This is a genomic window from Litoreibacter sp. (assembly GCF_039974535.1).
GTDB lineage: Bacteria > Pseudomonadota > Alphaproteobacteria > Rhodobacterales > Rhodobacteraceae > Litoreibacter.
Map to the genome: position 1 here is coordinate 232,774 of NZ_JBDWIU010000011.1, position 13,193 is coordinate 245,966.

At 57.4% G+C, this 13,193-nt stretch carries 14 protein-coding genes; 9 read left to right on the plus strand and 5 right to left on the minus strand.

What is annotated here, in order from left to right:
- Nucleotides 1–147: 147 nt before the first annotated feature.
- The 4 genes from parE to ABJN86_RS11625 all read left to right on the plus strand — a co-directional run bounded on the left by parE (nt 148) and on the right by ABJN86_RS11625 (nt 4,636).
- Entirely contained in the window at nt 148–2,100 is a 1,953-nt protein-coding gene (parE, locus tag ABJN86_RS11610) for a DNA topoisomerase IV subunit B (protein WP_348367281.1), read from the plus strand.
- Complete coding sequence (locus ABJN86_RS11615) at nt 2,097–2,861, plus strand: hypothetical protein (RefSeq protein WP_348367283.1); 765 nt, start codon at nt 2,097–2,099, stop codon at nt 2,859–2,861. The genes parE and ABJN86_RS11615 overlap by 4 nt, the downstream gene beginning before the upstream one ends.
- A 346-nt stretch (nt 2,862–3,207) precedes the next feature.
- Nucleotides 3,208–3,891 carry a hypothetical protein gene (locus tag ABJN86_RS11620; protein WP_348367285.1) on the plus strand — a complete coding sequence of 228 codons (684 nt, stop codon included), beginning with the start codon at nt 3,208–3,210 and terminating at the stop codon, nt 3,889–3,891.
- Nucleotides 3,892–3,916: 25 nt separating this feature from the next.
- On the plus strand, nt 3,917–4,636 hold the full coding sequence (locus tag ABJN86_RS11625; RefSeq protein WP_348367286.1) for an SDR family NAD(P)-dependent oxidoreductase: 720 nt from the start codon (nt 3,917–3,919) through the stop codon (nt 4,634–4,636).
- Here ABJN86_RS11625 and ABJN86_RS11630 read toward each other — a convergent pair.
- Nucleotides 4,633–5,235 (minus strand): pyridoxamine 5'-phosphate oxidase family protein, encoded by a 603-nt coding sequence (locus tag ABJN86_RS11630; RefSeq protein WP_348367288.1) that lies wholly within the window; start codon nt 5,233–5,235, stop codon nt 4,633–4,635. The two genes, ABJN86_RS11625 and ABJN86_RS11630, sit on opposite strands and share 4 nt — an antisense overlap.
- Nucleotides 5,236–5,343: 108 nt before the next feature.
- Here ABJN86_RS11630 and ABJN86_RS11635 point away from each other — a divergent pair, with 108 nt between their 5' ends.
- Complete coding sequence (locus ABJN86_RS11635) at nt 5,344–5,793, plus strand: DMT family transporter (protein ID WP_348367290.1); 450 nt, start codon at nt 5,344–5,346, stop codon at nt 5,791–5,793.
- Here ABJN86_RS11635 and ABJN86_RS11640 read toward each other — a convergent pair.
- The 4 genes from ABJN86_RS11640 to bamE form a co-directional block, all read right to left on the minus strand.
- Nucleotides 5,790–6,764: an Ldh family oxidoreductase gene (locus ABJN86_RS11640; protein ID WP_348367292.1), complete on the minus strand. Its 975-nt coding sequence runs from the start codon at nt 6,762–6,764 to the stop codon at nt 5,790–5,792. The genes ABJN86_RS11635 and ABJN86_RS11640 overlap by 4 nt on opposite strands.
- Nucleotides 6,765–6,767: 3 nt before the next feature.
- Nucleotides 6,768–8,585 carry an ATP-binding cassette domain-containing protein gene (locus ABJN86_RS11645; protein WP_348367294.1) on the minus strand — a complete coding sequence of 606 codons (1,818 nt, stop codon included), beginning with the start codon at nt 8,583–8,585 and terminating at the stop codon, nt 6,768–6,770.
- 41 nt (nt 8,586–8,626) lie between these two features.
- On the minus strand, nt 8,627–9,364 hold the full coding sequence (locus ABJN86_RS11650) for a GNAT family N-acyltransferase (protein ID WP_348367295.1): 738 nt from the start codon (nt 9,362–9,364) through the stop codon (nt 8,627–8,629).
- 109 nt (nt 9,365–9,473) lie between these two features.
- A complete protein-coding gene (bamE, locus tag ABJN86_RS11655; protein ID WP_348367297.1) occupies nt 9,474–9,944 on the minus strand; it encodes an outer membrane protein assembly factor BamE in 471 nt (156 codons plus the stop codon).
- An 80-nt stretch (nt 9,945–10,024) separates the two neighbouring features.
- Here bamE and ABJN86_RS11660 point away from each other — a divergent pair, with 80 nt between their 5' ends.
- The 4 genes from ABJN86_RS11660 (at nt 10,025) to ABJN86_RS11675 (ending at nt 13,101) form a co-directional block, all read left to right on the plus strand.
- Complete coding sequence (locus ABJN86_RS11660; protein WP_348367299.1) at nt 10,025–10,591, plus strand: DUF177 domain-containing protein; 567 nt, start codon at nt 10,025–10,027, stop codon at nt 10,589–10,591.
- A 188-nt stretch (nt 10,592–10,779) separates the two neighbouring features.
- Complete coding sequence (gene rpmF / locus ABJN86_RS11665; RefSeq protein ID WP_348367301.1) at nt 10,780–10,986, plus strand: 50S ribosomal protein L32; 207 nt, start codon at nt 10,780–10,782, stop codon at nt 10,984–10,986.
- 49 nt (nt 10,987–11,035) lie between these two features.
- Nucleotides 11,036–12,127 carry a phosphate acyltransferase PlsX gene (plsX, locus tag ABJN86_RS11670; protein WP_348367303.1) on the plus strand — a complete coding sequence of 364 codons (1,092 nt, stop codon included), beginning with the start codon at nt 11,036–11,038 and terminating at the stop codon, nt 12,125–12,127.
- The gene (locus ABJN86_RS11675; RefSeq protein ID WP_348367305.1) at nt 12,124–13,101 is read left to right on the plus strand and encodes a beta-ketoacyl-ACP synthase III; all 978 of its coding nucleotides are present in this window, start codon (nt 12,124–12,126) and stop codon (nt 13,099–13,101) included. The genes plsX and ABJN86_RS11675 overlap by 4 nt, the downstream gene beginning before the upstream one ends.
- The last annotated feature ends 92 nt before the right edge of the window (nt 13,102–13,193 follow it).

The following is a 13,193-nucleotide window of genomic DNA, read 5'->3' on the forward strand; positions in this document are numbered from 1 at the left end:
CCACAACTGGCGTTTGAAACGTGCGCAGCGCAATTGCGGTCGGCTCTAAACGCTCTCCGACCCCTGCCCTGTTAACAAAACGGCCCTTCCACCTGTGCCAACGCTCTGCCATAGTCGCGCTCAAATAACAAAAAAATGAGCAGCGGTATGAGCGACTTTCTTAGTCAAGGCGAAGACGACTACAACGCCTCCTCCATCGAGGTTCTCGAGGGGCTGGAGCCCGTGCGCAAACGCCCCGGCATGTATATCGGCGGCACCGACGAGCGCGCCCTGCACCATCTGGTGGCCGAGGTCCTCGACAACTCCATGGATGAGGCCGTCGCCGGTCACGCCAACCGCATCGAGGTTGCGCTGAACGCTGACTACTCCATCACCATCTCCGACAACGGGCGCGGCATCCCGATCGACCCGCATCCAAAGTTCCCCGACAAATCCGCCCTCGAGGTCATCTTGTGTACCCTGCACGCAGGCGGCAAGTTCTCCGGCAAGGCCTACCAAACCTCCGGCGGTCTGCACGGGGTTGGGGCCTCGGTGGTCAACGCGCTCTCCGATAGCATGGTCGTGCAGGTCGCCCGCAACAAAGAACTGTTCGAGCAACGCTTCTCACGCGGCATCCCCTTGGGTCCGGTGGAGAAAGTCGGCCAAACCCAGAACCGCCGCGGCACCACGGTCACCTTCCACGCGGACGAGCAAATCTTCGGCAAGCACCGCTTCAAGCCCGCCCGCCTGTTCAAATCCATCCGCTCCAAGGCCTACCTGTTCTCAGGCGTGGAAATCCGCTGGAAAACCGAGATCGACGACGGCGAAACCCCCGCCACGGCCACCTTCCACTTCCCCGGTGGCTTGGCCGATTACCTGTCTGAAACCTTGGGTAAATCAACCACCTACGCCGACGCCGCCTTCGCAGGCACCGTGGACTTCAACGAGAAATTCAACGCACCCGGCAAGGTCGAATGGGCCATCAACTGGACCCCTGCGCGCGACGGCTTCATCCAAAGCTACTGTAACACCGTGCCTACGCCCGAGGGCGGAACCCATGTCACCGGCTTCTGGGCCGCGATCCTCAAGGGCATCAAGGCCTATGGCGAGCTGACCAACAACAAAAAGGCCGGCCAAATCACCCGTGACGACCTTATGTCCGGTGGCTGTGCGCTGGTGTCGTGCTTCATCGCCGAGCCGGCCTTTGTGGGCCAAACCAAGGACCGCCTGTCGACCGAGGCGGCGGCCAAAATGACCGAAGGCGCCGTGCGCGACCACTTCGACAACTGGCTGGCGGCGGATACGAAATCTGCGGGCGCCATCCTCGACTTCCTAGTGTTGCGGGCCGAGGAACGCCTGCGCCGCAAGCAGGAAAAAGAAACCTCGCGCAAGTCCGCCACCAAACGTTTGCGCCTGCCCGGTAAGCTCACCGATTGCACCTCCAAATCCCGCGAGGGCACAGAGCTGTTCATCGTGGAGGGCGACTCGGCCGGTGGCTCCGCCAAGGGCGCGCGCAGCCGTGTTAATCAAGCACTTTTGCCCCTCAAAGGTAAGATCCTCAACGTGCTGGGGGCCGCCTCCAGTAAGCTGCACTCCAACTCCGAGATCAACGATCTCTGCGAGGCGCTTGGCGTCGGTATGGGCACCAAATTCAACGTCGAGGACCTGCGCTACGACAAGATCATCATCATGACCGATGCGGATGTCGACGGCGCGCATATCGCGTCCCTGTTGATGACATTCTTCTTCGTGCAAATGCGCCCGCTGATTGACCAAGGCCACCTCTATCTAGCCTGCCCGCCGCTCTACCGCCTCACCCAAGGCCCTAAACGCCTCTACGTGCCAGACGATGCCGCGAAGGACGCAGCACTGGCTAAGGGCCTAGGCGGTAAAGGTAAAATCGACGTGCAGCGCTTTAAGGGTCTGGGCGAGATGGACGCGAAAGACCTGAAAGAAACGACGATGGACCCCAAATCCCGCGTCCTGATCCGCGTCACCGTGCAAGAAGACGAGCCGGGCGAGACCGGCGATCTGGTCGAGCGCCTGATGGGGAAAAAACCCGAGATGCGGTATGAGTATATTCAACAGAACGCTAAGTTTGTTGAAGATGTGGATGTTTGATTGAATTAGACACAATTATCGGCATCAAGACTGCGACTGCTGTCGATGTAAATAACTTACTTGTTCCATCCAACTCCTTAGCAGCCCACTTAAGACAGTACTCTGAACCTGCGCTCTTCCACAGTGACGGTGCTGGCAAATACCATATGTCATTGTCCGGTTCTCTCTTCCGCGCGCGATTTAATGACAGATACTTTGTATTTGTATCACGACACCAGATGACGCTAGGAAATTACGAACATGACCAAATTGCCCTGCTCAATTATGATAAAAAGACACTTGTAACTTCACACAGGGCTGTATTTCCGGATAACGCTTCCGATGAATATGATTGCGCAGTTTATGAGTTTACCGATCTCATAAAATCCGGAAAATTGCCTGCTACCAGTTGGTATGACCTAAAAACGGATTGGGTTCGCGACCACCTCCCAAAGCCCAATTTGGTTGTAGCAATAGGCTACCCTGGGCACCGCAACTCAATCGACTACGAAGCAGCACACTATGGCGCTTCACCTAATGCAGTTTGGGGAGTCGAAGCTTCACCAGTGATTGATGGGCGACTATCTTTCGTTCCTAAGCCTGAAATTCTATTTGAACCGGCTGGAATGAGTGGATGTCCAGTATTTGGATGCTCCTTAGACAATTTGGCTCCGACGTGTTTCTTTGCGGGAATACTCACAAATGCAACACAGAACCGGTTCAACTTCTTTTCATTTTCGAGAATGCGTCCACTATTGGAGAGGCTTCTAGCTTCTGGCTAGATCATTTTCACCAAGCCACGCATCGCCGTCACGCGGGGTGGCGATCTAACGTCCATGACATCCACTTTATGGCAGCCAAACTCTTCCCCCAAAACTGACCATCCCCAACACCAGCAAAATCGCCGCCCCGTCGGGGCGTGACGGCGATGCGTGGCGGCCTGCGGCCTTGATTCCACGCTAAATGTGGTGCCCGACAAAAGTCCGACAGCTCGCAGACACTTTGCAGACCGCCAAAATAGCATAACCAGCGCCCCGCAAAGCCAATCAAAGCCCTCGTGATCCGGCGCGACCATGTCGGCGCTTATACCTCCTTGCCCTACGCAAATTCTCTTGTCACTGTAGCGCCATGAGACTGTTATTTCTTCTGGTATTCCTTGGCCTTACCGCATGCGGCAGACCGCTGACCGAGGGCGAGTTGCGCCTTGCAGCCGATTTCCACGGCCCAGACTTGGACGCCAGTAAAATAAGGGTCCGCGCGGCCCCCGTCCTCAAGCTCTACAGCGCCACCTACCCCGCCCCACCCCGCACCACTTGCGCCCAAAAACTGCTGCCCGCACCGGAAGGCGAAACCGTCTCAGGCTCCCCCGCCGCCACGGTTTTATTCAATACTATCAACATCAACCCCGACTACATCGCGAAGGACTACCTGCCCCAATACCCAGATGCCTCTTTGTTGTTGGTGAACATGTTTTTGGCCCATGAATTCGTCCACGTCTGGCAATGGCAAAACCGCGAATTGACCGGCTACCACCCGCTCAAAGCCGCGCGCGAACACCAGACCCTGCCCGACCCTTACCTGTTCGAATTGTCCGAAAACCCGGAATTCCTAGACTTCGGCTACGAGCAACAAGGCGCCATCGCCTCCGAATACGTCTGCTGCGCCGTCCTCGCCCCCAAGGCCCCGCGCACTGCAAGGTTAGAACAGCTGCTCAGCCCCTACTTCGACCTCAAAGGCATGACATCGCGCCTAGACCGCGCCAACATGGTGCTGCCTTGGGACGGGGTAGAACTGGAAGCCATCTGCGACTAAGCTGTTATTCTGAGAGGGGTTTTCAATGAATGTATATGACTTAACGGGCCGTGTGGCCGTGGTAACTGGCGGTGCACAAGGCATCGGCTTGGCTGTGACCGAGCGCTTGCAAGCCTCCGGAGCAAAGGTCGCCGTGTGGGACATGCAGCAGGCTGAGGCAGGCGACTTCAACACCACTTGCGACATCTCCGACATGGGGCCGGTTAAGGCGGCACTGGCAGCGTCTGAGGCTGCTCTTGGCCCCGTAGATATCCTCGTGAATTCTGCGGGCGTTGCCGGTCCGAACGCTCCGATCACCGACTATGATGACGATGCATGGGCCCAGATCGTGGCGATCAACTTGACGGGCACCTACAACACAAACAAGGCGGTCTTGCCGAGCATGCAGGCACGCGACTATGGCCGCATCCTAAACATCGCGTCGATTGCCGGCAAAGAGGGCAACCCCAACGCCTGCGCCTACTCCGCATCCAAGGCCGGTGTGATCGGCTTCACCAAGTCTGCGGGCAAGGAAAACGCGGGCCAGAACATCGCCGTTAACTGCGTCACGCCCGCCGCCGCCCGCACGCCAATCTTTGACCAGATGAGTGAAGAACACATCGGTTACATGTTGTCCAAAATCCCGCGAGACCGCTTCTTGGAGGTCGAAGAAGCCGCCAATATGATCGCGTGGATTGTATCGGCCGAGAACTCTTTCACCACTGGCGCGGTGTTCGATCTATCCGGTGGTCGGGCCACCTACTAACCCTTCGCGGCCAATTGTGCCTCAAGGTCAGCAATCCTTGCCCCCATTTGGGCAAGGGCTTGTTGCACCTCGCTACGGGTGTAGCGTTCGGTCAGATATTGCGGGCAATTCCATTCAAAACTGGCGACGCGCACAACCAGACCACGCTCCACCACTCGGCCGTCACTGCCCTCGGCTAGCTGCACCATCAAGGGATCATCCGGCGCAATCACCCGCGCATGGCCGTAAAGCTTCAGTCGAGTTTTGCTGGCGTAGTCAATGAAGAACAGCGCCACACGATCATTACCCCCGATATTACCCGTGGTGATATATTGGTGATTGCCTCGGTATTCTGCCCAGCCAATTTCTTGCGAATTCAACAGCTTAATAAACCCAGCGGGGCCACCGCGGTGCTGCATGTAGGGCCAACCGGTTTCCCCTACCGAGGACATGTAAAAACTATCACGTGAGGCAATGTAGCCCATCTCAGGCTCAGTCAAAGTCTCGCCCAAACGCGTAGGATCCACCTCGTATTGGGCATAAATTTTGCGGCTGCCCTGAGCGTCTTGTATCGCTTTGACGGCTGAGGTGAAGGCAATTTCGTGGTATGCGTTTGGCATCGGTGGGCTCCATTGAGATTGCCCTATACTAGCCCCGCACTTGCCCTTTGCCATCACTCTATGCATCACTTCTATGCAACCACGCCATAACCCCACGAGGCACCACCCATGAGCAATTCATCCTACGCCCTGATCATGCTTGCGGCGGGCATCGGCATTCCGATCTTAGCCGCATTGAACGCCAGCTTGGGACGCCACATAGGCGCACCTGCTGCGGCCTCGGTGGTGTTGTTTGCGGTGGCTTTCACCAGCGCATTGGTCGTGGCTTTGGTCACCGGTCCGGCAGCGATCGCTAAAGTTGCAGACGCGCCCAAGCATTTGTTGTTCGCAGGCGTGCTCATCGCCTTTTACGTCTTAACCATCACCTATATCGCGCCGCATTTTGGTGTTGGGAATGCCGTGTTTTTCGTACTGCTAGGGCAACTCATTTCAGCGGCCATGATCGATCACTTCGGCCTGTTCGGAGCAAACCAAACACCACTGACGTTGATCCGCGCCACAGGTATCGCCGTTATGGCAGGGGGTGTGTTTCTAACCCAAATAACGGGGCGATCCTAGGTCAGCGTGGAGAGCTTTTCCCATAGATCATCAGAGACTTGCACGTCGCTCTTCAACGACCTCGACGCACCAGGAATACGGGCATCGGGTTGCTCCGATACTGCATCAACGACCCGCGCAATCCGCGCGTCAAATTCATCCGTATAAGTCCCCGGATCCATCAGCATGTAGAATTGACCCAGCCCATGCGGCGCGCCATCCGGCAGCTTCAAGCCGCCCACGTCAAGCGAGTTGACCGAGCCAGTTAAAGCCGCGGCCATCACCTCGCCCATCAAGCCAAACCCCCAGCCTTTGTAACCACCTGCAGAGACCAAAGCGCCTTTCAGCGCCGCCTCTGGATCCGTCGTCGGTTGCCCTTTATCGTCCACGGCCCAGCCCAAGGGGATCGCCTCGCCAGCGGCCTTGGCCATGGTGATTTTTCCCAAAGCGACGGCGGAGGTCGAGAAGTCAAAATGCATCGCGGGCGCACCTTGCCCAGGAACGGTCATGGCAATGGGATTTGTCCCAATGATTGCCTTGTTCCCGCCCGGAGGCGCCACGACAGGCGACGCATTGGTAAAACCGATCGCTACAAGACCCGCCGCCGCAATTTGTTCGGTAAAGAAGCCCAGCGATGTGCATGTATGCGCGTGGGCCACCGCCAATGAGGCTGTGCCAATTTCCTTGGCCGCCGCGATGGCATCGGGCAATGCACGGGCAAAAGCGGCCTGAGCGAAGCCAAACTTAGCATCCGCCTTGACCGATCCGGGCTTGGGGCGGGTCACAACGGGTTCCACATCCCCCTTCACGCGGCCTGAGGCCAGTTGCAGGCAATAGCTTTCAAGATAGTACAAACCACAAATGACGTTGCCGGTTTCCTCGGCGCGTCGCACGGCGCGAGCAACTTCTAGGGCTACCCAAGGGGCGGCACCGTGGCGGGTCAGGGCCGCAACACTTAGGGTTTCGATCTCATCAAGTGTCACTGTGGCCATGATTTATTCTGCCTTTTCTTCGAGTTTCATCCATTCTTCTTCGGCTGCGTCCAAAACCGCCTGCCGTTCCACTAAAGCATCCGTGGCCTTTTGGAATTTGGCCGGATGGTCGGTGAACAAGTTTGGATCAGATAGGAACTCTACCAGTTTGGCAATCTCTGCTTCTAAGCGCTCCATCTCGGTTGGCAACGCTTCCAGCCGGTGTTTCTCGGTAAAGGACAAACCCGTCTCCGTTTTCTTGTCCTCCGCCGCCTCTCGCCCTTTTTCGCGACGGGACTTGGCTGGCTTCTCGGACAGAACCGCCGCATCACCTGCTTCCGCAGCCTGCGCTTTGTAGTCTGACCAGCCGCCCGCGTAGATCGTCGCCTTGCCGTCCTTCAACGCCACCGTGGTCGAGGCCACGCGGTCCAAGAAGTCACGGTCGTGGCTAACAAGGATCACCGTGCCGTCGTAGTCAGAGATCAGCTCCTGCATCAAATCCAGCGTCTCGATATCAAGGTCATTAGTCGGCTCATCGAGGATCAACAAGTTGCTTTCCCGCGCCATAATCCGCGCCAGAAGAAGTCGTGCTTTTTCGCCACCTGACAAGGACTTAACCGGCGCGCGGGCTTGCGCCTCGTCGAACAAGAACTCCTTGAGGTAGCCCACAACATGCTTCGGCATGCCGCGCACCATGACATGGTCGCCCTGCCCGCGCACGCGGGTGGCGGGGTCTTCGGTCATCGTAGACCAAAGCGTGTCTTCAGGGTTCAACGCGGCGCGGTTCTGGTCGAAGATCGCCATTTCCAGATTGGTGCCGATTTTCACCGTCCCGCTGTCAGGTGCCACCTCGCCCGTCATCAACTTCAAAAGCGAGGTCTTCCCCGCCCCGTTCGGCCCCACGAGCGCGATGCGGTCGCCGCGGTTCACCTTCAATGAGAAATTCTTAACGATAGCCTTATCACCGAACGCCAGCGAGACATCTTCCATCACGAAGACCTGCTTGCCGGACTTTGGCCCCGCCTCTAGCGCCATCGCGGCGGAGCCTTGGCGTTTGATTTGGCTGGCTTTTTCCGCGCGTAGATCTTGCAACGCACGCACGCGGCCTTGGTTGCGTTTGCGGCGTGCAGAGATGCCTTCGACGGCCCAGCGGGCCTCGGCCTTGATCTTGCGGTTCAGCTTGTGGCGTTGCTGGTCTTCTTCTTCCCACAGCTTGTCGCGCCATTCCTCAAAGCGGTCGAATCCCTGCTCTTGGCGGCGCACTTGGCCGCGATCGACCCAAAGCGTGGCACGGGTGAGCGCGCGCAAGAACGCCCTATCGTGCGAAATCAAAATGTAGGCCGCGCGGGTCGAGGCCAAATGCCCCTCCAGCCACGCGATGGCCTCGATATCAAGGTGGTTGGTCGGCTCGTCGAGCAACATCAGCTCAGGCGCTTCGGCCAAAAGCTTTGCCAAGGCCGCGCGGCGGCGCTCCCCGCCGGAAGCCGCGTCGACCTTTGCCTCTAGGTTCAACTTCAGACCCTCAGCGGCACTTAGCAGCTTGTATTCTTCGCTTGGGTCCATCTCGCTCAACGCGAACTCGCCAAGCGTGTCAAAGCCCGTCAAATCAGGGTCTTGCTGCATGTAACCGGTGGTCACACCCGGGGCTAGGAACCGCTGGCCAGTGTCTGGTTCGATCAACCCGCCCATGACTTTCATCAGGGTCGATTTGCCCGAGCCATTGCGCCCTACAAGGGCCACACGGTCGCCGGGTTGGACCACAAGTCCAAGGTCAGAAAACAAGGGATCGCCGCCAAAAGTCAGCGAGATGTCGGTCAGTTGTAAATGCGGTGTACGTGCCATGGGACCACCCGCTACGGCCTCAGCGCTACGGCGTCAACTCATCAGCCGGCCACGGCGCGCAAAAGCTTCTTTCGCGCCGGTGGAATTGCCCCGATCTCCAGCCCCGTGAAGACATGCAAAGTATTCAGGTCGCGGTCCACAACTGCATGGTCGCTGACCCATCCCCCCATCATCAGATAGGTGCGCAACAATGGGGGCATCTCCTTCATCGCGGCCTTTAGGTCAGGGGCGCGCAATTGTAACTTTCGCGCGAAGGGAAAAATCGATGGTGCCTTAACTCGTGGCAGCCAGCGTTTTGGGGCCAAATGGCGGTCCTTTAGCAAGGAGAAACTATCAAGGTAGTCCTCTTCCGACGTGCCTTTGAAGGAGGAACAACCGAACAGCATCTCCACCCCTGCCTCATCAATGTAGCTGGTCAAAGCGCCCCAAGCGACGCGCAAAATATCGGGGTCAGAATGATCTGGGTGAACGCAAAAACGGCCCATCTCGACCATTGCGCCTTCATAGTTCGCCAGCGAGGACAACTCATAGTGCTGCGCAGAATAGCTTTGCTCAATCGCGCGGCCGCTATCGAGGGGCAGCAGCCGGAAACAACAAACGAGGGCCCTGCTATCCACCTCTTCCACCAGCATATGAAGGCAGCGCGCGTCATAGGCGTCCACATCCAGATCAGATGGCGCATCCCGAAAGGCCAAAGCACGAAGGCATTGAGCAGCCTGCACATCCGCCTCGCAATTTGCGAAACGAACCTCATACCTGCCTTTTGATAGCAGTGACATATCTGCGCCCTCCAACGTGCTTGGCCCATAATGGCAAAGGCAATACCGTCACAATTACCTAAGTATCATCTTAGGCATTGCGCAAGTGTACTGATGGATAAAGCGGTGTTTAGCCGCCCACAGCCTCACCAAGGTCAATCCGGCCGAAGTTGCGTATGATCTGGCGAATGAAGGTCACATCGCGGATCGTGGTCTCGGTCACACGACGCGACAACGCAACTACGCGGCCATCTTGCAAGCCGAAGCGCTCCACATTTTGCAGCACCTCATCCTCATCGAAGCGCAATGCAACAACTTGGCGATCAATCTCAGTTGGTTTTTTGTAAGCGTAATGGCGCACCTTGCTGCCGACATAGAACCAGTCGCCGCCGCGCAGAACACCAGAAGACGAGGGCTTGCCCACCAAATCTTCAACCGATCCGCGAGTATCAACACCAACAGTCAAAGACTGTAGGTCGTCTTCAATTGGAATATACCCGTGATTCCGGATGACTTCCGAGCAACCAGCCACGATTAGCAACGTTGTTACTGCAACCAGCTTAACCAGACGCGACGCCTGCTTCTTCGTACCGTGCCGCATGCGCGACCCCCGTTTTTTGTTCGTGTCTTGCTCTACTCGGGCCCTAGGGCTTAGAGAAGGACTTACAGAAGGACGCGCAAGTGATCAAGAAAGATAGCTCCACAATGGCTCACACAACCGTGCTGCGACTGGCTGACCTGCCAAATCGCAAACCCACTCACATAAATTACACCCCCGATGCCGACGCATTGAAGCAATTGTCGAGCGAGATGGATCTTAACGCCCTGCGCAAGGTTCGCCTTGAAGGGACGTTGAAGCCGATGGGCAACCGAGACTGGCAGTTGGAAGCCCGTTTTGGGGCAACCGTCGTCCAATCCTGCGTTGTATCATTGGACCCAGTGACGACACGCATCGATGAGACGCTGTTACGCCAATACATCGCAAATTGGGTGGACCCCACTGACTCAGAGGCGGAAATGGACGGCGACGACATCTCCGAGCCCCTGCCCGAAGAGCTGGACCTCAATGAAGTCATATCGGAAGCCTTGGCCCTGACAGTGCCCCGCTATCCGCGCTCCGAGGGTGCGAAATTGACGCAAACTGACTTCACGGAACCGGGGCAAGCCCCCATGACCGACGATGATGTGAAGCCATTTGCAGGGCTTGCCGCACTCAAAATGAAGCTGGAAAACCCCGACAAGGACTAATCGCGTGGCCAACAGCCCCGAATCGTCTTGCCAAACGCTACGGAATAGCTATTTTCCGCGCTTCTTGAGATTATGGCTCTGGACGGGCCGCGTGAGAGGCGTTAGACGCCCACACAACACCGTCACACAGACGCTAACACTGACACACGGGCCCGACTTATGGCCCCTTAAACACCAAAGGTTGAGACATGGCCGTCCAGCAGAATAAAGTTTCCAAGTCACGCCGCAACAACCGCCGTGCACACGATGCGCTGGTCGCTGCGAACCCTGACGAGTGCCCGAACTGTGGTGAATTGAAACGTCCACACCACGTTTGCCCATCTTGCGGTCACTACGCAGAGCGCGAAGTCATCGCCATGGCGAACGAAGTCGATCTGGACGAAGACGCCGCATAAGCTTAGGCTGCCTCGCAAACAATAATGCGAACAACAGGCAGGCTTTCCGGTGACTTCATCTGACACAGTCATATCAATTGACGCTATGGGCGGGGACTTGGGCCCCGCCGCTGTCGTTTCTGGTATGGCAAAATCCGCCAAGATAAATTCCGATCTGCGTTTCATCGTGCACGGCGACAAGGCCGAGCTAGAGAAACTCGTCGAAAAACGCGGAATTGCGGACCGCTGCGAAATTCGCCACGCCGATGACGTCGTAACCATGCACGAGAAGCCGTCGCATGTGATGCGCCACGGCAAGGGCACCTCCATGTGGTCCGCCATTGAAGCCGTGCGCGACGGGGACGCCAGCGTCTGCGTCAGCTGCGGCAACACCGGCGCCTTAATGGCGGTCTCCATGATCCGGCTGCGCAAAGTGCCAGGTGTGAACCGCCCCGCCATTGCCTGTCTCTGGCCCTCGCGCAATCCTTCGGGTTTCAACGTGATGTTAGATGTAGGCGCAGACATTCGCGCCGATCAGGATGATTTGCTGCAATACGCCTTGATGGGCCTCAGCTACGCGCGCAACGGTTTTGGGCTAGAACGTCCTCGCATCGGCCTGCTGAATGTTGGCACCGAAGAACACAAAGGCCGCGCTGAACTTAAAGTTGCCCATGAGATGATCGAAGCCGCAGCCACAGCGAATGATTTCGACTTTGTCGGCTTCGTAGAGGGCGGCGATATCCCCTCTGACCGCGTCGATGTTATCGTGACCGACGGGTTTACGGGAAATGTCGCCTTGAAAACCGCCGAGGGCACCGCGAGCTTCATTTCTGAGCGATTGCGCGAGGCCTTTAAATTCTCGCCCCTGTCGCGCATTGCCGCCTTGTTGGCCTACACCTCGTTGCAGCGCCTGAGAACACGCATTGACCCGCGCCGCGTCAATGGAGGGGTCTTTTTGGGCCTCAATGGGACGGTTGTTAAATCCCACGGCTCGGCTGATGCCACGGGCGTCTCTGCGGCCATTCGGTTGGCCGTACAGCTAGATCAATCAGGTTTTGGTGAGAAGCTGGCTGCGCGGGTTGCATCCGTAACCGATGCGGGTCAGGTTGACGCACCAAAGAGCAAGACGCCAGATGCGGCAAAGGAAACATCCAGCACATGACAATGATCCGTTCCGTTTTGCGTGGCGTAGGCCACGCCCTTCCCGAACGCGTGGTGGAAAACGCCGAGCTTGAAACAATGGTGGACACCACCGACGCTTGGATCAAATCCCGATCAGGCATTGAACGCCGTCATTTCGCAGCAGAGGGGCAGACCACCTCTGATTTGGCTACAGGCGCCGCGCGCGCCGCCCTCAAAGATGCGGGCATGGATGCCGACGCGGTCGACGCGATCGTGGTGGCGACCTCAACACCGGATACGACCTTCCCCTCCGTCGCGACTATGGTGCAGGGCAACCTTGGCATGAAGAACAGCTTTGCCTTTGATGTGCAGGCCGTTTGTGCAGGCTTTGTTTTCGCTATGTCCAACGCCGATGCGCTGATCAAATCCGGTCAGGCCAAACGCGTTCTCGTCATTGGTGCCGAAACCTTCTCGCGCATCATGAACTGGGAAGACCGTACGACCTGCGTGCTGTTCGGCGACGGCGCTGGTGCGGTTGTCCTTGAGGCCGCCGAGGGCAAAGGCACGTCGCAAGACGCGGGCATCCTCGCGACTGATTTGAACTCCGACGGTAGCTACCGCGATCTGCTTTATGTGGATGGTGGTGTGTCCAAGACCCAGACTACGGGCGTCCTGGTCATGCAAGGCAAAGAGGTTTTCCGCCACGCGGTTGAAAAGCTTGCCAAGACCGCCGAAGCCGCACTTGAGAAGGCTGGCTTGGGAGACGATGACGTGGATTGGGTCGTGCCCCATCAGGCAAATCTTCGCATCATTAAGGCCACCGCAACCAAGATGAATATCCCCATGGATCGTGTCGTGGTCACCGTCCAAGATCATGGCAACACCTCCGCCGCATCGATTCCCCTTGCGCTGTCTGTGGCCAAATCAGAGGGCAAATTTGCCCCCGGCCAACTGCTGGTAATGGAGGCCATTGGTGGTGGTTTGGCTTGGGGCTCGGTCGTTTTGCGTCTTTGAGGCGTGAAAATTCGCTCAATCCACGTATAAAGTGCGCAATCCAAGTCCTTGATATTGACTCGGAAATTCCCCCAAGCCTATCGTCGCAAAAG

Excerpts from the sequence above, each read along its gene's own strand:
- parE (WP_348367281.1), top strand. The coding sequence starts at position 148 with ATGAGCGACTTTCTTAGTCAAGGCGAAGACGACTACAACGCCTCCTCC.
- ABJN86_RS11620 (WP_348367285.1), top strand. The coding sequence starts at position 3,208 with ATGAGACTGTTATTTCTTCTGGTATTCCTTGGCCTTACCGCATGCGGC.
- ABJN86_RS11625 (WP_348367286.1), top strand. The coding sequence starts at position 3,917 with ATGAATGTATATGACTTAACGGGCCGTGTGGCCGTGGTAACTGGCGGT.
- ABJN86_RS11630 (WP_348367288.1), bottom strand. The coding sequence starts at position 5,235 with ATGCCAAACGCATACCACGAAATTGCCTTCACCTCAGCCGTCAAAGCG.
- ABJN86_RS11635 (WP_348367290.1), top strand. The coding sequence starts at position 5,344 with ATGAGCAATTCATCCTACGCCCTGATCATGCTTGCGGCGGGCATCGGC.
- ABJN86_RS11640 (WP_348367292.1), bottom strand. The coding sequence starts at position 6,764 with ATGGCCACAGTGACACTTGATGAGATCGAAACCCTAAGTGTTGCGGCC.
- ABJN86_RS11645 (WP_348367294.1), bottom strand. The coding sequence starts at position 8,585 with ATGGCACGTACACCGCATTTACAACTGACCGACATCTCGCTGACTTTT.
- ABJN86_RS11650 (WP_348367295.1), bottom strand. The coding sequence starts at position 9,364 with ATGTCACTGCTATCAAAAGGCAGGTATGAGGTTCGTTTCGCAAATTGC.
- bamE (WP_348367297.1), bottom strand. The coding sequence starts at position 9,944 with ATGCGGCACGGTACGAAGAAGCAGGCGTCGCGTCTGGTTAAGCTGGTT.
- rpmF (WP_348367301.1), top strand. The coding sequence starts at position 10,780 with ATGGCCGTCCAGCAGAATAAAGTTTCCAAGTCACGCCGCAACAACCGC.
- ABJN86_RS11675 (WP_348367305.1), top strand. The coding sequence starts at position 12,124 with ATGACAATGATCCGTTCCGTTTTGCGTGGCGTAGGCCACGCCCTTCCC.